Source organism: Devosia lacusdianchii (genome assembly GCF_022429625.1).
Taxonomy (GTDB): domain Bacteria; phylum Pseudomonadota; class Alphaproteobacteria; order Rhizobiales; family Devosiaceae; genus Devosia; species Devosia lacusdianchii.
Map to the genome: position 1 here is coordinate 2029121 of NZ_CP092483.1, position 17999 is coordinate 2047119.

The window sequence follows — 17999 nt, forward strand, 5'->3', positions numbered from 1 at the left end:
GCACCTTGTAGGCGGTCAGATGCCCTTGTCAACGCAGACCACAACGCACCCGGCCATGAGCCGGGTTTTTCTTTGGAGCATCCATGCCCGCGCTTTCCGACTATGTGAACGGCACAATCAGCCTGACGAACGGTGCTGTCGAGTTCACCGGCACGTCCACTGGCTGGCTGCTGGCCGGCTTCAAAGAGGGCGATACGATCATCGATATCACCGGGGCCACTGAGTTCATGGGCGTCGTGGCGACGATCGATGCCAATGGTGCAGGCACGCTCACCAAGCCGTGGGAAGGCCCGACTTTGATCGATGTGGCCTACCGTATGCGTTATCAGCCTGACGGCGCCCGAGTGTCGGCCCAGGCGCGCAATCTGATCGAGCTGCTGGGTAATGGCAACGTCTTAGCCCTGGCTGGGCTTTCGGGCTCTGCGAACCAAGTGCCGATGTTCACGGGCCCCGGCGCAATGACTTTGGTGCCGAAGACCGAGTTGGTAACCGGCGTTGCCTATGATGTGCAGGTGGACAACCTCGCTGATCGGGATGCGTATGATGGGCAAGCGGAGGGGTTCAGCGTCCTGGTGGCGGACGTCGGTGATGGGCGCGCTGCCGTCTATACGAAGGATTCGGCAACGTCGGGCGATTGGACCGATCCTGCCTATGTGACCGGTCCGGTTGGCCCTATCGTCACCATTGAAGCCGGGACCGTCACGACCCTTGATCCGGGGTCAGCGGCAACCGCAGCGCTCAACCCTGTCGCGGGCGGCTATGACTTGGACTTAGGGATTCCCGCCGGCGAAGGCTTCGTGTTCCGTGGGGCCTATAGTGGCGCCGCCGACTACGTGCTGGGCGACGTTACTCAGGACGCCGGATCATCTTGGATACTCACCGTCGCAACATCGACTGGCAATGCCCCGCCGACGCTTCCAACGACCAGCAATGCCTATTGGCAACTTCTAGCTCGACAGGGAACCGATGGCGCGGGGACCGTGACGACTCTTACCGAGGGGCCGGGTATATCGATCGACCTCACGGACCCGACAAACCCGGTTATCGCTGCCACCGGAAGGGAGCGGCTCGCTGCCGACCGGGCCATTTTCATCCGGTCGGACGGCAACGACTCCAATGACGGGCTAGCCAATACGGCGGGCGGCGCCTTCCTCACTCTGCAAGGTGCTTGGAACAAGGTGGCGAACGGCCTCGACCTTTCCGGCTATACCGTTAGTTTCTTTCTTGGCGCCGGCTCATTTGCAGGCGTCCGAGACGCTGGAAAGCCGCTGGTTGGAGGCAAAGGGATTATTCGAGGGGCGGGTTCGGCTAGCACGACTATCGCCATGGCGGGCAACGACTGCATCGAAATCAGTCAGAGCGAAGTCACGATCGCCCATTTTAAGATGACCAACTCCAACGGGTCGGCAGTTCATGCTTATCGGGGCGGCGTTGTGACTCTAGGTGAGGACATAGACTTTGGGGCGTGCTCGGAAGCGCACCACTTCTGTGACAATGAAGGACAGATCGTCTGCACGGACGGCTACAAAATTTCTGGGGCGGCTCCCTTCCATTTCCTAGCTCATACGGGCGGTTTTATTGCTGCTAGCGGGCGCACAGTCACCATAACCGGCACACCAGCCTTCTCCTCCGCATTTGCATGTGCCACCCGCGGCGGCATTCTAGAGGCCGCTGAAATGACCTTTACCGGGTCGGCCACAGGTAGGCGGTTCCTGGTGGACAACGGCGGCGTCCTTTGGGCCAACAATCTGTCGCCAACATACTTTCCGGGCAGCACGGCGGGCGAGTTGATGAGTGGCGCTTACGATGATCGGAGCAAGATCGTCGGAACGGTCTCGCAATCGGCTGGCCTGCCGACGGGCGCGATAATCGAGCGCGGCTCCAATTCCAACGGGTCCTATGTGCGATTTGCCGATGGGACGCAAATCTGTTGGGGCACAATCAACTATTCGAACATCACCACTGCGGCGGGTGCGATCTTCCTCGCGGCTGCTGTGACGTGGACTTATCCGATCGCGTTCGTTAACGCGACCGAGACCGTGTGCCAGGCCAGCGACACGGGTTCGACCGTCGTGTGGGTGGGATGTGTCGCCTCAGCTACAACGGCCAGTTTGCAGGCGTTCTCGTACGCGAGCGCGTCTGGAACACGAGCGTTTAGGGCAATGGCGATTGGGCGGTGGTTCTAATGGGAGCGCCTCTATCTCTCCGCGTGACCGCTGGGTAACAAGGAAATATGGTCGAACCTCTATCCCCAGTCGCAGGGCGGCGGCGGGTTTAGTCCATCAGGTCCAATGCGGTCTGACCGATCTCCTGGCGTTCGTCCTTGGTGTACTTGCCGGCCAGCTTGCGCCTGATGTCGGCGAGGTTCGCTCTCTTAGCCTCCGTCGCCGGGAAGTGATCGCCCTGGTGGGTGTGCAGCCATAGCTCGGTCATTTCGATCACGAACTCGGCTTCGCTATCTGTGGTCAGCAACAGGGTCATGATGCATCTCCCGACCGTGCGGGAAAACGGATGCCCGCGAAAGCCCCAACGTTATGGGCTCGCGACTTTCGCGTATAGCCGGACCATCGAAACGGGCTGGCCAGGATGCTGGAAATAAACGCGGGCTTGAAGCTCTGCCCCGCGCCCGCTGCGAACCACGTCTATGCCGAGTGTCTGTCTGACAGCGTCCTCGGGTGAACTGGCCTCTACGATCGTTTCGCCACTCGCGACGGATGTCGTTCGAAGGTCGATCACGCGATAGCTTGTAGGCATAGGCATTCTCAAGAAAGGGCCCAGGTCGGGGCGAAGCCTGGGCCAGTTGGACGGTCAAATCCGGCCCCCTCAGACCGGACAGAGTCGATAACCTTTTTACCCGTGCTGGCGGTTCCAAAGATGTGGTTGGGGCGCAGAAAAAGCCGCCTGTCCTGACCTCTATTGGGGCAGGCGGCGGCTTGTGGTGAGCACCCAGCACGGGACAGCGTCAGAAACCCGCGCCAGGCGCTCGGGCCTATGAACGATCAAATCTGAATGCGGTTCCCTGACCGCTGATCCCGGCCCCGCTTTTTGCGGTGCCTTTTCTTTCCAACATCGATGGAGACTATCATGGCAAACGCGGAAGCCACCTTCCGCGCGAAGGCGCCTGGCATTATGGCTCAGCTTCTTCGCGACTTCCCAATCACGCCCACCGACGCCGCTGCGATCGTCGGCAATGCAGGCCATGAGAGCCTAGGCTTCACTGCGCTGCAAGAGTTCAAGCCGACTGTAGCGGGCTCGCGCGGCGGCTGGGGCTGGATGCAATGGACGGGGCCGCGCAGGAAAGCGTTTGAGGCTTATTGCGCACGCACCGGCAAGAACCCAGCCAGCGACGACGCGAACTACGCCTGGCTCTTCCTCGAGCTCAAAGGCGTCGAGGGCACTGAGGGCAGGGCCATCGGCAAGACCACAGCCGCGGCTGATCTGAATGCCAAGGTCATCGCTTTCGAGAAGGCGTTCCTCCGCGCGGGCGTGAAGCATTACCCGAGCCGCCAGCAGTGGGCAAAGATCGCGCTGGACGAGTGGCGCAAGGTGCTTCCGCAGGGCGTGCCAATCCCGTCGCCGACTGAGCCGGAGCCGGGGAAGGCCCCACCTGCGCCCCAAGGCAAGGGCGAGGGCAAACGCCCGTCCAAGGGCCCCGCTGCCGCTGCCCTCGCCATAATCATCGCCGTGCTCGGTGCGGCATACACCTTCCTCAAAAGCCAAGGGCTCGTGCCATGAACCGCATCTGGGATTTCCTCATCCGTCTCCGCACGTGGATTATCGGTGGTATGGGCATCATCCTCGTGATGCTGCCTGACCTGCTAGTGATCGCGGCCGAACTGCTCAACTCTCCCGATCTCGTGGCCGTCTTGCCGGAGTCGTGGAAGAGCTACGCTGCAGTCGCTGCGCTGATCTTCACCGTCTGGTCCCGCTGGCGGCCCGCAACGCGCGCCGCCGACCCTGAGGTTCAGGTGAAGAAGGCGATTGAGGAAACCGCCGATCCCTCAACGATTAAGGTCATCGAGAACGGGAAGACCAAGGCGGTGATCCATGGGTAGCCTTGCGCGCGCTGTGCTCAACTGGGTTAGCGGCGGACTTCTCGACAAGCTGCTCGGCTTTGTCGAGCGTCGGGAGGCTCAGAAACTGGCTGCGCTGAACAGCGAACAACAGCGCGCCCACGAGGACAGGCTGTCGGCCAGGGCCGCGGCCAAAGATATCCGGCTGGCCACGGCGGGCTTCTGGGAAATGCGACTGCTCACCTTCCTCATCGCCCTGCCGTTCCTGGTCCACCTCTGGCTGGTGGCCTGGGACACCTATTGGCCACAGCCATGGACGGTCGAAAAGCTGCCCCCACCGTTCGACGAATGGGAGGGAGCAATCCTCCTCTCGTTCTTCGGAGTCAGCGTAGTCGGCTCCGGCATCAAGGCCGTGGCCGGGGCCATTGCTTATCGCGACGTTGGGAGGCGCTGATGCTTTTCGACCCATCTACCTCGCACGCCGGCCCCGGCCTCTGGATTCGCATCCAGCACCGGTTCGGGCCTCGCATGATGGAATGGTTCATGGCCTTCCACACCACGCTGTTCGGGCTCGTCCTTGTGATGGTTCCGGACATATTCGACCAACCGTCATGGGCCGGGTTTAGGAGCCTAGGCGTCACCGAGGCAATGCTTGGCTGGTTGATGCTCGTGCTCGGCAGTGCCCGCATCGGCGGGCTGGTCGTCAACGGCGCGCGGAAGCACGTCACGCCTCTCATCCGGCAGGTCTCGGCCGCCATCGGCTGCATGATCTGGTTCGGTATCGTTTATGGGTTTGCATCCTCAGGCGTCGTCAGCACCTGGTTGGCCATCTACCCGCTTTTTGGAATAGGCGAGTTGGTCAACATCCATCGGGCCGCTCACGATCAAGGGGAAACGCGGAATGGAAAAGCTGCTTGAACTGCCGCCGTTGGCGATTATCACCTTCGGCGCGGTTTTGGCGCTGATCTTCGGCGTTCGCTACCTCGGCCTGTGGCAGGGGCAGAATGCCAGCCCAGGCGCGTCCGCTGGCTCGGCACAGGTCGCCGCGGTCATCGTTGATCCGACTGCGCTGAACGCCGCTGCGGCAGCCGTTGAGGGACTGACGCTTGCGGTCACTGAGGCCAATGTCATTGGCAGGGCGCATACGGAGGCCACCGACCAGCTCGCCGACAACGTCGATGATCTCGCCAAGCGCATCGACCGGCTCACCGACAAGGTGATCGACGCTGCCGCGAAGCTGAAGTGAGGGAGATCGGTCGCGCCACTCTTACATCCCGATCTTCGTTGCCGCGTGGTCTTAACAGTGGCTTGGCCAGGCCCTCGGCGACATGGGTAGCCGGGTAGGGCTGCTGTCGTCACCCCCTCAAAATGAGGGGGGCGCTACGGACGCACCAGCTCATGGGGCGTTCTAAGGCCAGGTAAAACTATCGCCCGACCTGCTGGAAAAAAGACCGTATGGGACGATCAGATCGAGCTCGCTCGGCGCCCACAGGCCAAGGTTGCAATCACCCATCTCCAATGGATAGCCAGCAGCAAAGGCCTGCAGCTTCATGCGCAGCAGATCGTTCTCCACCCAGTCTGGCGCCGCCATGTCCTGCCATTCAGCGCTTTCGGCAAGCCGCCCGGCGATCACCATTGCCCGATCGAGTGGAGCGTGTATCTCGACAAGATCGAGACCCGACGACAGGTGCCAGATCGCCCATTGGTCATCGAGGCATCCGCCTTCTTCCACCGTGACTGCCGGCAACAATAGCAACCCCCGATAAACAAACCCATCCTCCTGGCCAGGCCAGAGGTTGAGACCTTCGTAACGCACGGTGGTCGGCTTCCACTCTCCGCTCATTTGATCACTCTCCGTATTGACTTCGACTGTCGCTCGGCATGAGAACAGAATGAGAACAAACGGAGCGAGAGTCAACCATGCTGAGCCACACCACCAAGCTCGCCGGGCGCCAAAGCAAGGGCCTCAACCTCACGCCTGAGGAAGGTGAGGCCATGTATGCGAAAGGGTTTCGCTTCTCGATTTACCGGCCAGAGGAAGGCGAACTTCAGCTATCGCGACCTTATCAGGTGCTGATCATGCCGCTGCGGGACGAACTGACAATTACCCAGCCATGAGCCATGTCGACCCTGGGGGAGATGAAGGAGCACGGGCATGGGATCATCCTGTATTGCGAGAACATTGTCGGCCTTCGCTGGTGCCTGCATAGCCAGACGCCGAACATTGACCAGCTGATTCAGTATTTCGGCGTCGACTATGAGATCAGCGCGCATCGCGCCGAGTTCCTGGCGCGTTTCGTTTGCGAGGCCTGCGGCGGTCGGCTAGCGACCGTTCGGCTTACCCTAGGACGGGGCGTTCTGGGCGTCGACAAAGGGCAGGGACACAGTTCGGCGGCAGCATACGTCTCGATCGAGGAAGCCACGCGCCGGCATCATGCGTTCGAAGCAGAGCAGAAACGGCTGGGCATCAAGTCGAATGCCGAGATGAATGCCGAGTCCAACGCCAGGCGCAAAGCTCAGAAGCGCGCTGAGAAAGCTGGGACCGACTTTATTGGGCCTCCTAATCCATGGGCGCATCGCAAGCGTGGGCGATGGCTCTAGTCGACCTAGAGCGAGTTGATCAGGGGCTTCTTGGTGTCGGTGCCTTCGTAGCGACTGTTGTTCACGTCGCGAGCAACGCGGTGATAGGTCAGCAGGGAATCGATCTGGCTGCCCAGCAAGAGGGTTTTGGCGTCATCGCCCTTCAGGTTCGTATCGAGCCAGGCGCCATAGACTTCCGGGTTCAGAATGACCGGCATACGCTCATGGATGTGGGCGATCTCAGGCACGGCCGGCGCGGTGATGATGGTGCAGCTCGTTACGCCCAGATTGTCATTGTGTGCCCACAGGCCCGCGAAGCTGAAGCCGGCGCCATCCGGCATCTGCAAGAGCCAAGGATCCTTCTTGCCGTCCTCGGCCGAGACGGTCCACTCGAAATAGCCATCGGCAGGGATGAGGCAGCGGCGATACCGCCAGGCGTCGCGGAATGCCGCGGTAGTGTCGGCGGTTTCGATGCGAGCGTTGAACATGGCGGCCTTCGGCAATTCTTTTGCCCAGTGGGGCACCAGCCACCACCGTCCCGAGTTCAACTCGATGTTGCCCGCTCGGTCGAGGTGGGCGAACGGCACTTCCTGAGTTGGCGCGATATTGAAGCCCGGCCGCATGTTCGAAGTTGGTGGGCCCTCATCGTTGATGCTGTAGAGCGCGTGAAGCTCTGACCAGGTCATCTCGTTGGTGAAGCGTCCGCACATCCTTGGTCCCTCTCATCCTTTCTCGATCAGCGCTTCGATCTTTGCACGCTTCTCAATGGGCGATATCGCCAGAAGGTTTCTCAAGACTGCCTTCACGTCGTCGATTGCCACCAAAGCGGTCTCCGCCGTGTCCACGTTGCGGGAAAGGCTATCGCGCCTGTGGCTGGCGATGGCGCGACGGCATTTGATGATGAGCCGATCGATCTCGGCTTCGGACAGGTCGGCATAGGTCGGCGCCTGGATATCGCCACCAAACAGGAAGGCGAGTGATTCGGTGTTCGGTACCCGGCTCATGTCGATGTCCGTGCAGTTTCAACTTTCGTCGATCTTGCACACCATACCGACCTGAGCAAAGTTGAAACGCTCGCTGGCCGGAATTGCATATTTCCCGGCCTGTCACGCCGGAGGTCGCGGGTTCGAGCCCCGTCTCTCGCGCCACCCTTTCCTCAGGGTTTGCGCACCTCTCCCCAGAATTTGAGCCTGCCTCCGGAGGATTGACTAATCCGCCCGCGGCCGTACGAGTCTTCCCTGCGGGAACAGGTTGGGCGATGCGCATCCTCTTGGTCGAAGACGACATTGAGCTGGCGGAGTGGACAGGCAAGGCGCTCACCCATCGGTATGGCTTTGTCGTCGAATGGGCAGAGGACGGCGACGCGGGCGAGCGCCTTCTGCGCCAAGATGATTTCGACGCCGTTGTTCTTGATCTCGGACTGCCCGAACTCGATGGCCGCTCGCTGCTCGCGAAGGTCAGGGCGCGCGGCGACGTAACCCCGACCCTTATCCTCACCGCCCGCGACTCGCTGACCGACCGGATCGAAACGCTCCATGCCGGCGCAGATGACTTTCTCTCCAAGCCCTTCGCGATCGAGGAGCTGGAGGCGAGGCTAACCGCTCTCGTTCGAAGAGCCCATGGACGGAATGCGGGGAGCTTCTCCTGCGGAGCGCTGACCTACCATTCCGTCGAGCAGTCCTTCACGATCAACGGCGAGCGTCTGGAACTGACGCCGCGCGAGCACACGATGCTCCGCATCCTGATCCAGCATGCCGGCCAACCCATGTCCAAGCAGAAGATCATGGACCGTATGTTCGCCTATGATGCCGATATCCAGCTGGAAGCGATCGAGGTCATCGCGCATCGTCTCCGCAAGAAGGTAACGGAGGGCGTCAGCATCCGCACCCTGCGCGGACTGGGCTATGTGCTCGAGCTCGTATCCACGTGACGAGCAGCGTCAGCGCGCCTCGCGGCAGGCGGCTCGCGGTGATCCTGGCACTGTGGATTCTGCCGGCTGTCGCGGTGACCATGGCGACCAGCCTATGGATGAGCGCGACGTCGATCATCGAGCTATCCGACAGCGCCTATGACCGCTCGCTGGCCGGCGCCATCCGCGCCATCGATTCCAATATCTCGACCGAAAGTGGCGGCGTTGGCGTCGAGCTGCCCTACAATCTCTTCGAATTCTTCGAGCTGACGGCGCAAGGGCGGGTCTATTTCAACGTTTCCACCGATGACGGGCTGGTGCAGATCGGCGATGTACTGCTGCCGCCAACCGAAAACCTGGAACTGGAGGAATTGCGGTTTGAGGACGCAACCTATCTGGGCGACCCCGTTCGGATTGGGGCGCTCAAGCGGCTACTGCATGCCAATGATGAGGATGGTCCGAGTGTCACGATACAAGTGGCCGAGACCAAGGGGTCGCGCAACGCCTTCCAGAACACCTTGCTCGAGCGGTCGATCACTCGAGATGTGGCGGTTGTGCTGGCCATGGCCGCCATGCTGGCGATCGGTGTCTATTTTGCCGTGCGGCCGCTTCGCCGGCTGCGGGATGCGATCGACCGCCGGGAGTCGGATGACTTGACCCCGATCAACGGCGAGGGCCTGCCGGCCGAAGTGCGCCCGCTCGTGGAGGCCGTGAACCGGCTGATGCAGCGAAACCTGTCGCGAGCCGACCAGCAGCGTCGCTTCCTCGACGACGCGTCCCATCAATTGCGCACGCCGATGGCTGTCCTCAGGACGCAAATCGACGTGGCGCTGCATGAGACAGATGTCGAAACGATCCACGAAACGTTGCGCTCGTCGCGCGGCGTGCTCGACCGATCCAGTCGTACAATCAATCAATTGCTGACATTGGCCCGGGCGCAGACGTCTGAGGGCACCGATATCTATCCGCAATCGCTCATCGATCTGCGGGAACTGGTTGCTGAAGCGATCCGCGCCCACTGGTCGCAATTGCGGCGGCGCAAGATGGATTGCACGCTCGAGGGAAGCGAGGATGTGTTGCCGGTCCGAGCCAATGAGGCGCTTCTGGGTGAGGCGATCAACAATATCCTCGACAACGCCATCAGCTATGCGCGGGCGGGCACGCTGATCTCGGTCCATGCCGAAAGAGACGGGAGCATGGCGCAGGTCTCGATCTCGGACGAAGGCCCCGGCATGTCGGATGAGGATATCGCCCAGTCTGGCATCCGCTTCCGCCGCGGCGCTGCCGCCGAGGGCAAGCTTGGTTCCGGCCTGGGCATGGCGATCGCCGTGGCCGCAGCCAAATCCAGCGGAGGGCAGGTGACGGTGAGCAATCGTGTGGATAGATCGGGGCTTGTCGTGACCTTCTCGATCCCCTTGGCCGTTGAAAGCTAGATGAAAGCTAGAGGGCGATAAGTCATGTGGACGCGGGTTGGAGGACCCGCCCACAAAACCACATGGGAGGAACCACATGAAGAGCTTGCTCTGTACGCTCGCTGTCGGCGCGGCCATATCCGCGGCCAGTCTGTCGCTGCCGTCAACCGCTTTCGCCGAGCCCGCAAATCCCGAATGCATCGCGCCGGCCCAGCCGGGCGGCGGCTTCGATATCACCTGCAAGCTGGCCCAGGCGACCCTGGCCGGTTCTGGCGCGGTTTCGGCGCCCGTTCGCGTATCCTACATGCCCGGTGGCATCGGCGCAGTGGCCTACAACGCCATTGTCGGCCAGCGACGCGCCGAGCCGGGCACCATCGTGGCCTTCTCGGCCGGTTCCCTACTCAACCTCGCGCAGCGCAAGTTCGGCGAGTATACCGAGGCCGATGTGCGCTGGGTCGCCGTCGTCGGCGCGGACTATGGCGCGGTGGTCGTCCAACAAGAGGGAAAATACTCGACCCTCGAAGAACTCGTCACCGCCATCAAGGCTGATCCTACCTCGGTCATCATCGGCGCTGGTGGCACCATCGGCAGCCAGGACTGGATGAAGGCAGCAATGCTCGCCCGGGTAGCCGGCATCGACTACAAGACGATGCGCTTCGTAGCGTTCGAAGGCGGCGGTGATTGTGCGACGGCACTACAGGGCGGTCACGTTCATGTTTGCATGAACGACGTCGGCGACAGCCAGGCTGCCATCGATGGCGGCGCACCGCTCAAATTGCTGGCCGTGCTCTCGGAAAACCGCCTGCCGGGCAAGCTAAGCGACATTCCCACTGCTGCTGAGGAGGGTTACGACATCCGCTGGTCGATCGCGCGCGGGTTCTATGTCGGCCCCGATGTCAGCGACGCCGACTATCAATGGTGGGTAGACGCGTTCCGTACGACGATGGAGTGGCCGGGCTACCAAGACGCTTTGGCCGAACGCAATCTGTACCTGATGCCGATGGTCGGCGAGGAAACAGAGGCATTCGTCGCCGAACAGGTCGAGTTCTATAAGGCGCTCGCCACCGAATTCGGTCTGGCAACGCAGTAGGCCGAACACATGTCTAATGATCGCACCCTCGGGGTGGCTGCGCTGATCCTTGCGGCCATCATGCTGGCCTTTGGCTACGGTCTTGAAGCGCCGTTCGCCTATGAACCCGTTGGCCCGAAGACCTTTCCCCTTATCGCCGCCGCAATCATTGCCCTGTGCGGCGCCATTCTAGTGATCAGGGGCGGGGGTGCGGTCGTTCCCGCAGGACCCGGTGTGAACCGGGCCCTGCTGTCCCTCGCGGCAAGCCTTCTTGCTTACGCGCTACTGTTTCAACCACTTGGCTTCCTCGTCAGCACCACTCTGGTGATGGTGCCGATCGCCGCGATCTTCGGTGCGCGGTGGTGGCAGGGGCTGCTCGCGGGCGGATCCATCGCCATGGGCTCCTACCTTCTATTCGAGCGCGCACTGGCCGTTGTGCTGCCGGCCGGCGTGCTCGCGGGGATAATCTGATGGAAACTCTATCCTACCTCGCCACCGGCTTTGGCGTTGCGCTCAATCCAACCAATCTGCTCCTGGCGGCGCTCGGCTCGGTGATCGGAACCATGGTCGGCGTGTTGCCGGGCCTGGGCCCCATCAATGCCGTCGCCATGCTGGTGCCGGTTGTCTTCGCCCTGGGATTGCCACCTGAATCCTCGCTGATCCTGATGGCGGCGATCTATATCGGCTCCGAGTATGGCGGCCGCATCAGCGCCATTCTTCTCAACGTGCCCGGCGAAGCCTCAGCGGTGATGACAGCGCTCGAAGGCTATCCGCTGGCGCGCGAAGGCCGGGCAGGTATCGCCCTGTCGCTTTCGGCCTGGACCTCGTTTGTCGGATCGGCGATTGCCACCATCGGCATCGTCATCGCCGCGCCGCTGCTGGCCAAATGGGCACTGGCTTTCGGCCCGACCGAATATGTCGGCCTCATGGTCTTTGCCTTTGCGTGTCTCACCGGCCTACTGACCGATAGCCCCGTCAAGGCGCTGCTGGCGATCATGATCGGGCTCGGCATTTCCACCATAGGGATCGACGCTAATTCCGGCGTCTACAGATACACCTTCGGCTCGCCCAATCTTGTCGACGGCGTCCAGTTCGCCACGGTGGTGATCGGCCTCTTCGCCATCAGCGAATTGCTGATCATGCTGGAAGGCATCCGAGGCGGAGCGGCGTCGCGCATCGAGCAGATGGGCAAGCCGCTGTTCAGTTGGGCCGACCTGACATTCACCAATATGGCGACCCTGCGCGGTTCCATCATCGGCTTTCTGGTTGGCATCCTGCCCGGCGCGGGCGGCACGGTTGCCTCAGCGCTGGCCTATACCACCGAGAAGCGCGTTGTCGAACGCCGCGGCACGGCCGACAGCCGTTTCGGCCGGGGCGATTTGCGCGGCCTGGCCTCGGTGGAGGCGGCGAACAACAGCGCCTCGAACAGCAACTTCATTCCAATGCTGACCCTCGGCATTCCCAGTTCCGGCACCACGGCCGTCATGCTGGGGGTGCTGACGCTCTACAATCTCACGCCGGGTCCGGCCTTATTCAACTCGCAACCCACACTGGTCTGGGGTCTCATCGCCTCGCTTTTCATCGGCAACGTGATCCTGCTCGCCATCAACATTCCACTGGTGGGCATTTTCGCCCGGCTACTGTCCGTTCCGGCATGGTTCCTCGTACCCTTCATTGTCGTCGTTAGCGCCATCGGCGTCTATTCGGGCAAGTCCACCACCTTTGACCTCGTGCTCATGGTCGCGCTCGGGGTGGGCGCCTATCTGCTTCGGCGACAAGGCGTACCGATGGCGCCCCTCATACTGGGCCTGGTGCTGGGCAAGATATTGGAGCAGAACCTGCGGCGCTCACTCTCGCTCTCGGGCGGCGATATCACGGTACTCTGGTGGAGCCCGATTTCGGTAACCCTGTGGACCCTGGCGATCGTGGTGCTCTTGGTTCCGCTGATTGTCCCACGCATCGCGCGCCGGCGAAATGCGAATGCGATTGAGGCGGACTGACCCAGCAGAGGATAGGGCGGATGCGGGACCGTCAGCGATCGCGCTCGCCCAAGAAGTCGAGCAACCCCAGGGTCGTGCTCCAGCTTCGTATGGTCATCGACTTGTAAAGCGGCGATGTCATCATCTTGTTCAGGCGTGTCTTTGTCCGCATGGCGCTAAGGCGTTGCGAGTAAATGACGCCGTCTCCCGGCCAGATCGTGTCAACGCCCTCCCTCGGATCAAAAGCGGTCAGGGCTTGGTCAATGTCGATCCCCATCAGGAAGATGGCATCGCTGTGGTACTTCTGGGGCTGATCGCCGAAACCCTTGGGGCGGTCGTCGACAACGGCCCGAAGCTTAGCCTGCGACAGGGCGATGACCTTGACGACGGTGCTGCCCAGCTGGAATGCGGCGGGCAACAGCTGTTCGATGCTTTCTGCAACCGCCTCGGCACTGAGCTCCGATCGCAAAATCACGTTGCCACTCTGAGCATACGTCGCGACGGCGTCAAAACCGTGCGCGTCGAGACGCTTCTTCAGCTCCCCCATCAGCACCTTGTTCTTACCGCCGACATTGATGCCCCGCAAAAGCACTGCGTATGCCGTCATCGCCGTTCACCTCCTCCAGCGGCGCAGCAAGGCGGACCGCAACCATCGGCGCTCATAAATATACTGAATTTATAGACATTATGAATTTGCAGGATTTCTTTCTAACCAGGTGACCTGCCGCATAGAAATTTGTCACACGCTTCGGAGCATTCGCAAAGCCCGCTCTCGCCGCCCGCCCGCCGGTTATGATGCTATTGCGTCATGACCAACCAGCCGCTTTTTCGCCATTCTATCGCAGCTCGCCCAGCCGCAAGCGCTGACGTGGCTGCCGGCGTAAAACAGCGTTGGTCGCCCCCTATCGCCGTTGCCGAGAATCGAGAGGTCGAGCCAATGACTGTACTGGATTTTGCCAGTTTCGCACCCAAGGAAGAACTGGCCGTGGATACGCATCACTTCAGGGATTCGATGCGCCACCTCGCCGGCGCGGTCAGCGTCATCACCGTCGGGCGGGGCGATGACCGCACCGGCTTTACCGCGACGTCGGTATCGTCACTGTCGGTCGAGCCACCCTCGGTTGTGGTCAACCTCAATCGCAGCTCGTCATCCTGGCCGGTGCTGCAGCGATATGGCAGCTTTGCCGTCAATGTTCTCGCCGATGACCAGCAACACATAGCCGACCGCTTTGCGGGGCGAGGGGGCATCAAGGGGGTGCACCGCTATGACGGGGCCGACTGGTCCGAACTGGTGACCGGCACTCCGTCCTTGTCGGGCGCCCTTACCGTGCTGGATTGCGAGTTGGACGAGGCGATCGAGCGTCACTCTCATTCGATCCTGATCGGTCGGGTCAGGGCCATCACCGTCCGGGGGGAGGCGCAGCCGCTGCTTTATTGGCACGGCGCCTATCGCCACATCAGCGCGCCGCTCGGGGGCTAGGCGCGCCGCATCGGCAGCTGAGTTCATTTCGGCGTGAACCGGCTGCTCCGGCGTAACCGGGAGCGCATACTGAGCGAATTGTTGGGCAGATAGCTCCAACCAAGGTTCGCAACATGTCCAGTTCTGCCATTTCTGCTGCTCACCCCCACGCCTGGCGCGCCGCCATCGCTTGCATTCTGCTGCTACCGGCCCTGGCCGTTGGCCTGTGGAGTCATCCGACGCTGGGGCAGGAGGCTCCGGTGGTCATTCCGGCGCCGGCCTCGGACCTGACTGAGACAGGCGCAACGGCCACGGCGGTTTTCGCCGGCGGTTGCTTCTGGGGCGTGCAGGGGGTGTTCCAGCACGTCAAGGGCGTCACCATGGCCGTGTCAGGCTATTCGGGCGGCGCTGCCGAGACCGCAACCTACGAGCAGACCGGCAGCGGCACCACCGGCCACGCCGAGAGCGTGCAGGTGACTTACGATCCGTCCGTGGTCAGCTACGGCGACCTGTTGCAGATCTACTTCTCGGTGGCGCACAACCCGACCCAGCTGAATTACCAGGGCCCGGATCGTGGCACGCAGTATCGCTCCACCATCTTCCCGATGAGCGAGCAACAGGCCGAAACCGCCAGGGCGTATATTGCCCAGCTCGACGAAACCGATCTGTTTGAAGGCCCCATCGCAACCACGATCGAGCCCTTCAAGGCTTTCTACCCGGCCGAGCAGTACCACCAGGATTTCCTGACGCTCAACCCGACCTGGCCATACATCGTCATGCATGATCTGCCCAAGATCGCGGCGCTCAAGAGCATCTTTCCCGAGGCCTATCGTGAGGAGCCGGTTCTAGTCGGCACGCTGTGACACATTCGCAACGTCTGGGCATGCCCTATTTTCGCCGGCCGAAGGACCGGTTTTCGCCAGCTAAGGCCCGCACAAGCAAACTCGTAGGTTGCTTTCGTTGTCCCTATATATGGACGCAGCCCCACGACCCTCGACGGAACCGGCGCAACTCGGCGGCGTTTCCAACGTCGAAGGTCCAGTAGCAAGGAGAACAGCCATGAGCTTGTTCAAAAAGTTGGCGCTTGCGGCGCTCGCCACCACCCTGCCGATGGGCGCCGCCTTTGCGGCCGATCTGATTACGGTTCCCACCAGCACCCCGGTTGAGGTGCCTGTCTATGAGGAACCGGGTTTCGACTGGAATGGCTTTTATGCCGGTGTCTATGGCGGTGCGCAGAATGGCAGCGTGAGCGGCACGCAATATGGCCTGGGCGTACAGGCCGGTGTGAACGCCCAATTCGACTTCTACCTTTTGGGCGCGGAAGTCTCCGTGCACGGTTTGACCGGCGGCAATGTCGGCAACACCACTTATGGCCAGATCCTGGGCCGCGCCGGCCTCGTCGTGACCGACAATGTCCTGGTCTATGCGGCCGGCGGTTACGGCATCGACCTCGGGGCGCCTGAGGAAGACGATGCCCTACTTGGTGGCGGTGTCGAGTTCGCGGTGACCGACAACATCTCTGTCGAAGCGCAGTATCTGCACGGCTTCCCGATCAGCGGCGGCAACGGCAAGGATCAGGTAACGGTGGGCGCCAACTTCCACTTCTAGTTTCGCCTCGATCGCGACTCACGCATGGCAAGCAGCTCCGCCCATGGCGGGGCTGCTTCTGCATTCCGCCCAGCTTGACGAAGCGACTCACACCTGCGCAGATTGCGACACCCCGTCGCCCTATTGCGGCCGTCGATAGATCGCATTTGTGTCAAATTGGGCCAATTTCGCTGCTTTGGCGCAACACCTGCCCGCAAATGGTCATCGAATTTTATCCGCACCACCCAATTTCGGCGACCAAAGGGTTGTCACGCGCGTTCGGCTGATGCATCTAATCGCTCGACTACGGTTAACTCTATGGGAGTGCAAGATATGTTTGTACGTTCGCTTTCTCTCGGTGTGGCTGCTGCCGCGCTGCTCGTTGGTGGTGCTCAGGCCGCCGATCTCATCATCCCGACCACTCCGGTCGCGATCTATGAGCCTGCTGGTTTCGACTGGGAAGGTCTCTATGCTGGCGTGAATGTCGGTGGCGTGTTCTCCGGTAACGGCGTGAACAACCTCCAGCCCGGCACCAGCCAGTTCTCGATCGGCGGCGCCGTCGGCGTGAACTTTATCGTTGCTGACCCGATCCTGCTCGGCCTGGAAGTCCAGGGCGACTACGTGTTCCAGGACGGCGATGACGCCGGTCTCTTCCTGGCTCTGGCTCGCGTTGGTGCCGTCGTGACCGACCAGGTCCTCGTCTATGCCGCTGGCGGTGTTGGCGTTTCGTCCCGTTCGGGCGCTGCTAGCTCGGGCATCTATGCCCTCGGCGGTGGCGTTGAGTTCGCCGTGACCGACTCCGTGTCGGTTCGTGGTGAAGTGCTCGGCCTCGGTGACTTCGACGGCGGCGACGACTTCTTCGAAAACGCCAAGGCAACCGTCGGCGTTTTCTACCACTTCTAAGATTTGCAATCGGGCAGGGCGGTCACCGCCCTCCCGACCTAGCGTCTTGCAAAACCCAATTCGGCGAACCGGTCCTCCCGGTTCGCCGTTTTGGTTTTCGGGTGCCACTGCAGTTTTTGCAGGGCTGCTATGCGGGGTGACGCAAATAAGTCACGCTCGCCCATTGAGGCCACGTTCAGTCAAGATTTAACTTGGCTAGCGCCGCCGGATCAGCCAAAAGGCGTGCAGTTTCAAACCAAGGGGGCTTCAATGCTTCGTTCTATTCTCCTCGGCGCAACCGCCGTTGCTGTTCTCGGTGGCGCTGCTCAGGCCGCTGACCTCATCGTCCCGACCACTCCGGTCGCGATTTATGAGCCTGCTGGTTTCGACTGGGAAGGCCTCTATGCTGGCGTGAACGTCGGTGGCGTGTTCTCCGGTAACGGCGTGAACAACCTCCAGCCCGGCACCAGCCAGTTCTCGATCGGCGGTGCCGTCGGCGTGAACTTCATCGTTGCTGACCCGATCCTGCTCGGCCTCGAAGTCCAGGGCGACTACGTGTTCCAGGACGGCGATGACGCCGGTCTCTTCCTGGCTCTGGCTCGCGTTGGTGCCGTCGTGACCGACCAGGTCCTCGTCTATGCCGCTGGCGGTGTTGGCGTTTCGTCCCGTTCGGGCGCTGCTAGCTCGGGCATCTATGCCCTCGGCGGTGGCGTTGAGTTCGCCGTGACCGACTCCGTGTCGGTTCGTGGTGAAGTGCTCGGCCTCGGTGACTTCGATGGCGGCGACGACTTCTTCGAGAACGCCAAGGCAACCGTTGGCGTCTTCTACCACTTCTAAGATCGCCAGCCGGACGTTCTCGTTCGGCAGTGATTCTCTGAGTTCAGAAACGGCGGATCGACATATGTCGGTCCGCCGTTTCTGGTTTGTGTCTCGCTCGCCTTCTACCATTGCGCCAATTAGCGCAATGGTCTCGCGTCTGTTCGGTCGTCGGCGCACACCTGTTGCCGCTGGCGCGCAAACCGATATATGATTATTCTGATCATATTTTCTTTCCCTTGAAACGCGATAGGCAAAGGTCTAAGCCCAAGCCATCAACTGTCGCGTTGGTT

General features: G+C 61.5%; 23 protein-coding genes. 18 read left to right on the forward strand and 5 right to left on the reverse strand.

Annotated features, from left to right (window positions below; all coding sequences use genetic code 11):
- Nucleotides 1-83: 83 nt before the first annotated feature.
- A complete protein-coding gene (locus tag MF606_RS09855) occupies nt 84-2186 on the forward strand; it encodes a hypothetical protein (protein ID WP_240233629.1) in 2103 nt (700 codons plus the stop codon).
- An 88-nt stretch (nt 2187-2274) separates the two neighbouring features.
- On the opposite strand, the gene MF606_RS09860 is transcribed toward MF606_RS09855, so the two are convergent.
- Nucleotides 2275-2481 carry a hypothetical protein gene (locus tag MF606_RS09860; RefSeq protein ID WP_240233630.1) on the reverse strand — a complete coding sequence of 69 codons (207 nt, stop codon included), beginning with the start codon at nt 2479-2481 and terminating at the stop codon, nt 2275-2277.
- A gap of 603 nt (nt 2482-3084) precedes the next feature.
- Here MF606_RS09860 and MF606_RS09865 point away from each other — a divergent pair.
- The 5 genes from MF606_RS09865 to MF606_RS09885 all read left to right on the forward strand — a co-directional run bounded on the left by MF606_RS09865 (nt 3085) and on the right by MF606_RS09885 (nt 5259).
- The gene (locus MF606_RS09865) at nt 3085-3735 is read left to right on the forward strand and encodes a phage tail tip lysozyme (RefSeq protein ID WP_240233631.1); all 651 of its coding nucleotides are present in this window, start codon (nt 3085-3087) and stop codon (nt 3733-3735) included.
- Entirely contained in the window at nt 3732-4055 is a 324-nt protein-coding gene (locus MF606_RS09870) for a type 2 periplasmic-binding domain-containing protein (protein ID WP_240233632.1), read from the forward strand. Before MF606_RS09865 ends, MF606_RS09870 begins: the two co-directional genes overlap by 4 nt.
- Nucleotides 4048-4467 (forward strand): hypothetical protein, encoded by a 420-nt coding sequence (locus MF606_RS09875; RefSeq protein ID WP_240233633.1) that lies wholly within the window; start codon nt 4048-4050, stop codon nt 4465-4467. Before MF606_RS09870 ends, MF606_RS09875 begins: the two co-directional genes overlap by 8 nt.
- Nucleotides 4468-4556: 89 nt before the next feature.
- Nucleotides 4557-4931 carry a hypothetical protein gene (locus tag MF606_RS09880; protein ID WP_240233634.1) on the forward strand — a complete coding sequence of 125 codons (375 nt, stop codon included), beginning with the start codon at nt 4557-4559 and terminating at the stop codon, nt 4929-4931.
- The gene (locus tag MF606_RS09885) at nt 4915-5259 is read left to right on the forward strand and encodes a hypothetical protein (protein WP_240233635.1); all 345 of its coding nucleotides are present in this window, start codon (nt 4915-4917) and stop codon (nt 5257-5259) included. Before MF606_RS09880 ends, MF606_RS09885 begins: the two co-directional genes overlap by 17 nt.
- A 162-nt stretch (nt 5260-5421) precedes the next feature.
- On the opposite strand, the gene MF606_RS09890 is transcribed toward MF606_RS09885, so the two are convergent.
- The gene (locus MF606_RS09890) at nt 5422-5856 is read right to left on the reverse strand and encodes a hypothetical protein (RefSeq protein ID WP_240233636.1); all 435 of its coding nucleotides are present in this window, start codon (nt 5854-5856) and stop codon (nt 5422-5424) included.
- Nucleotides 5857-5933: 77 nt separating this feature from the next.
- Between MF606_RS09890 and MF606_RS09895 the strand changes: the two genes are divergently transcribed.
- Nucleotides 5934-6131, forward strand: coding sequence for a hypothetical protein (locus tag MF606_RS09895; RefSeq protein ID WP_240233637.1), 198 nt, complete (start codon nt 5934-5936; stop codon nt 6129-6131).
- A gap of 3 nt (nt 6132-6134) precedes the next feature.
- On the forward strand, nt 6135-6614 hold the full coding sequence (locus tag MF606_RS09900) for a hypothetical protein (RefSeq protein WP_240233638.1): 480 nt from the start codon (nt 6135-6137) through the stop codon (nt 6612-6614).
- A gap of 5 nt (nt 6615-6619) precedes the next feature.
- On the opposite strand, the gene MF606_RS09905 is transcribed toward MF606_RS09900, so the two are convergent.
- A complete protein-coding gene (locus MF606_RS09905) occupies nt 6620-7303 on the reverse strand; it encodes an SOS response-associated peptidase (protein WP_240233639.1) in 684 nt (227 codons plus the stop codon).
- Nucleotides 7304-7315: 12 nt separating this feature from the next.
- Entirely contained in the window at nt 7316-7597 is a 282-nt protein-coding gene (locus tag MF606_RS09910) for a hypothetical protein (protein ID WP_240233640.1), read from the reverse strand.
- A gap of 254 nt (nt 7598-7851) precedes the next feature.
- On the opposite strand from MF606_RS09910, the gene MF606_RS09915 reads away from it, so the two are divergent.
- From MF606_RS09915 to MF606_RS09935, 5 genes are all read left to right on the forward strand, one after another.
- A complete protein-coding gene (locus tag MF606_RS09915; protein WP_240233641.1) occupies nt 7852-8523 on the forward strand; it encodes a response regulator in 672 nt (223 codons plus the stop codon).
- 38 nt (nt 8524-8561) lie between these two features.
- Nucleotides 8562-9935 (forward strand): sensor histidine kinase, encoded by a 1374-nt coding sequence (locus MF606_RS09920; RefSeq protein WP_240233642.1) that lies wholly within the window; start codon nt 8562-8564, stop codon nt 9933-9935.
- Between the two features lie 76 nt (nt 9936-10011).
- Nucleotides 10012-11004: a Bug family tripartite tricarboxylate transporter substrate binding protein gene (locus tag MF606_RS09925; RefSeq protein WP_240233643.1), complete on the forward strand. Its 993-nt coding sequence runs from the start codon at nt 10012-10014 to the stop codon at nt 11002-11004.
- 9 nt (nt 11005-11013) lie between these two features.
- Nucleotides 11014-11454, forward strand: a complete 441-nt coding sequence (locus MF606_RS09930; protein ID WP_240233644.1) for a tripartite tricarboxylate transporter TctB family protein — start codon at nt 11014-11016, stop codon at nt 11452-11454.
- On the forward strand, nt 11454-12983 hold the full coding sequence (locus tag MF606_RS09935) for a tripartite tricarboxylate transporter permease (protein ID WP_240233645.1): 1530 nt from the start codon (nt 11454-11456) through the stop codon (nt 12981-12983). The genes MF606_RS09930 and MF606_RS09935 overlap by 1 nt, the downstream gene beginning before the upstream one ends.
- Before the next feature lie 31 nt (nt 12984-13014).
- On the opposite strand, the gene MF606_RS09940 is transcribed toward MF606_RS09935, so the two are convergent.
- Nucleotides 13015-13569 carry a DUF1697 domain-containing protein gene (locus tag MF606_RS09940; RefSeq protein ID WP_240233646.1) on the reverse strand — a complete coding sequence of 185 codons (555 nt, stop codon included), beginning with the start codon at nt 13567-13569 and terminating at the stop codon, nt 13015-13017.
- A gap of 330 nt (nt 13570-13899) precedes the next feature.
- Between MF606_RS09940 and MF606_RS09945 the strand changes: the two genes are divergently transcribed.
- From MF606_RS09945 to MF606_RS09965, 5 genes are all read left to right on the forward strand, one after another.
- Complete coding sequence (locus MF606_RS09945) at nt 13900-14442, forward strand: flavin reductase family protein (protein WP_420842249.1); 543 nt, start codon at nt 13900-13902, stop codon at nt 14440-14442.
- Between the two features lie 113 nt (nt 14443-14555).
- Entirely contained in the window at nt 14556-15284 is a 729-nt protein-coding gene (gene msrA, locus MF606_RS09950) for a peptide-methionine (S)-S-oxide reductase MsrA (RefSeq protein WP_240233647.1), read from the forward strand.
- A gap of 196 nt (nt 15285-15480) precedes the next feature.
- Nucleotides 15481-16029: an outer membrane protein gene (locus MF606_RS09955; protein ID WP_240233648.1), complete on the forward strand. Its 549-nt coding sequence runs from the start codon at nt 15481-15483 to the stop codon at nt 16027-16029.
- Between the two features lie 312 nt (nt 16030-16341).
- Nucleotides 16342-16911 (forward strand): outer membrane protein, encoded by a 570-nt coding sequence (locus MF606_RS09960; protein ID WP_240233649.1) that lies wholly within the window; start codon nt 16342-16344, stop codon nt 16909-16911.
- 249 nt (nt 16912-17160) lie between these two features.
- Nucleotides 17161-17727 (forward strand): outer membrane protein, encoded by a 567-nt coding sequence (locus MF606_RS09965; protein WP_240233650.1) that lies wholly within the window; start codon nt 17161-17163, stop codon nt 17725-17727.
- Nucleotides 17728-17999: the final 272 nt, after the last annotated feature.

What these genes read in the sequence shown, in the direction of transcription:
- MF606_RS09960 (WP_240233649.1), top strand. Translation starts at nt 16,342, where the DNA reads ATGTTTGTACGTTCGCTTTCTCTCGGTGTGGCTGCTGCCGCGCTGCTC.
- MF606_RS09890 (WP_240233636.1), bottom strand. Translation starts at nt 5,856, where the DNA reads ATGAGCGGAGAGTGGAAGCCGACCACCGTGCGTTACGAAGGTCTCAAC.
- MF606_RS09955 (WP_240233648.1), top strand. Translation starts at nt 15,481, where the DNA reads ATGAGCTTGTTCAAAAAGTTGGCGCTTGCGGCGCTCGCCACCACCCTG.
- MF606_RS09935 (WP_240233645.1), top strand. Translation starts at nt 11,454, where the DNA reads ATGGAAACTCTATCCTACCTCGCCACCGGCTTTGGCGTTGCGCTCAAT.
- MF606_RS09940 (WP_240233646.1), bottom strand. Translation starts at nt 13,569, where the DNA reads ATGACGGCATACGCAGTGCTTTTGCGGGGCATCAATGTCGGCGGTAAG.
- MF606_RS09910 (WP_240233640.1), bottom strand. Translation starts at nt 7,597, where the DNA reads ATGAGCCGGGTACCGAACACCGAATCACTCGCCTTCCTGTTTGGTGGC.
- MF606_RS09915 (WP_240233641.1), top strand. Translation starts at nt 7,852, where the DNA reads ATGCGCATCCTCTTGGTCGAAGACGACATTGAGCTGGCGGAGTGGACA.
- MF606_RS09865 (WP_240233631.1), top strand. Translation starts at nt 3,085, where the DNA reads ATGGCAAACGCGGAAGCCACCTTCCGCGCGAAGGCGCCTGGCATTATG.
- MF606_RS09880 (WP_240233634.1), top strand. Translation starts at nt 4,557, where the DNA reads ATGGCCTTCCACACCACGCTGTTCGGGCTCGTCCTTGTGATGGTTCCG.
- MF606_RS09895 (WP_240233637.1), top strand. Translation starts at nt 5,934, where the DNA reads ATGCTGAGCCACACCACCAAGCTCGCCGGGCGCCAAAGCAAGGGCCTC.
- MF606_RS09945 (WP_420842249.1), top strand. Translation starts at nt 13,900, where the DNA reads ATGACTGTACTGGATTTTGCCAGTTTCGCACCCAAGGAAGAACTGGCC.
- MF606_RS09870 (WP_240233632.1), top strand. Translation starts at nt 3,732, where the DNA reads ATGAACCGCATCTGGGATTTCCTCATCCGTCTCCGCACGTGGATTATC.
- msrA (WP_240233647.1), top strand. Translation starts at nt 14,556, where the DNA reads ATGTCCAGTTCTGCCATTTCTGCTGCTCACCCCCACGCCTGGCGCGCC.
- MF606_RS09905 (WP_240233639.1), bottom strand. Translation starts at nt 7,303, where the DNA reads ATGTGCGGACGCTTCACCAACGAGATGACCTGGTCAGAGCTTCACGCG.
- MF606_RS09855 (WP_240233629.1), top strand. Translation starts at nt 84, where the DNA reads ATGCCCGCGCTTTCCGACTATGTGAACGGCACAATCAGCCTGACGAAC.
- MF606_RS09925 (WP_240233643.1), top strand. Translation starts at nt 10,012, where the DNA reads ATGAAGAGCTTGCTCTGTACGCTCGCTGTCGGCGCGGCCATATCCGCG.
- MF606_RS09860 (WP_240233630.1), bottom strand. Translation starts at nt 2,481, where the DNA reads ATGACCCTGTTGCTGACCACAGATAGCGAAGCCGAGTTCGTGATCGAA.
- MF606_RS09965 (WP_240233650.1), top strand. Translation starts at nt 17,161, where the DNA reads ATGCTTCGTTCTATTCTCCTCGGCGCAACCGCCGTTGCTGTTCTCGGT.
- MF606_RS09930 (WP_240233644.1), top strand. Translation starts at nt 11,014, where the DNA reads ATGTCTAATGATCGCACCCTCGGGGTGGCTGCGCTGATCCTTGCGGCC.
- MF606_RS09885 (WP_240233635.1), top strand. Translation starts at nt 4,915, where the DNA reads ATGGAAAAGCTGCTTGAACTGCCGCCGTTGGCGATTATCACCTTCGGC.
- MF606_RS09900 (WP_240233638.1), top strand. Translation starts at nt 6,135, where the DNA reads ATGTCGACCCTGGGGGAGATGAAGGAGCACGGGCATGGGATCATCCTG.
- MF606_RS09875 (WP_240233633.1), top strand. Translation starts at nt 4,048, where the DNA reads ATGGGTAGCCTTGCGCGCGCTGTGCTCAACTGGGTTAGCGGCGGACTT.